At 45.1% G+C, this 997-nt stretch carries 1 protein-coding gene; it reads left to right on the top strand.

Going from position 1 to position 997, the window contains the following annotated elements; all coding sequences use genetic code 11:
- Nucleotides 1–639 precede the first annotated feature (639 nt).
- Nucleotides 640–997 (top strand): hypothetical protein (locus tag L990_RS16440; RefSeq protein WP_047451702.1); only part of this gene is annotated, 358 nt, incomplete at its 3' end.

The following is a 997-nucleotide window of genomic DNA, read 5'->3' as shown; positions in this document are numbered from 1 at the left end:
AAAGTTTGCCTGATATGGATGTTAGCAGCTTAGAGGAAGCTTTACACGCGTCGTTGCTAAAAGAAGCACCAGCTACCTTCGGCCACTATTGTACAAAAAGTCGCTAAGCTCCCATCCGTAAACAATTGTGGCGTTAGCCACACAGCCAACGGCGAAAATCCCTTGTTTGAGCAACGCTCGGCAGGTCGTACCTAACCAAAATCGTAAACGGGAATCGTTCTGCTACCGTTCCCCAAAGAGCTAAGCACCTATAAGCCGACGGTGCGAGTTAATTTCCGCCCTGTTTTTTGTGCTACTTTTTTGCGCCAAAAAAGTAGCGGGAACCAATCAGCTAAATGCCGTTGCTACCACCCACAGCTGCGCTTTGCTTTTTTGCTACATTTGGATGGCGGTAGGGTGGCTGGTGCTTAGCAAGGACGAAGACGCAACCGAGCACGAAGTGCGAGCTCAGCGAAGCTAATCTTCGCCCAGCCTAGTGCGCTGATGTAGACTACGGCGAGCGAGGGGTATACATAAAGATTTATCTAATACGCTAAGAAAGAACCAAAAACTTGTTGAACGTTATGTCTTTGCTATAGATAAAAGTGATGGCTCGGGATACTTTGTAAAACTTTCAAATGAATTTTAAGAAATGGATATATGTTAACGCTTAAAGAAGTTGTTGAAAATGAAAAGATGCAAGAGACAAAAATTCTTGCCAAATACATTAATTCAGACTTAGAACATTTGTCGAGTAGTTTGAAAAGTAAAAATAAGATGTACGCCATTTATGCTTACTTTGAAGAGCACGATATCCAAAAGGCCAAACAGCATTTCTACGCCTGCGGGCTGCTGGATGCCTTTCAGGTTCAAAAGTTTCAGGATCGGATGTTCGACTACGACATTCACTCCATAGGGTATGCGATGCTCTCGGACAACCTGCCTTTTGTGCGGGAGGTGTACGCCAACCTTACCTACCGCAGCGTTTACTACGACGATGACACCAACCTCCCTGTGC

This window comes from Alistipes sp. ZOR0009 (assembly GCF_000798815.1).
Lineage (GTDB): Bacteria > Bacteroidota > Bacteroidia > Bacteroidales > ZOR0009 > Acetobacteroides.
Note: the sequence above shows the minus strand (reverse complement) of the source record. Positions and strands in the feature narration are given on the sequence as shown.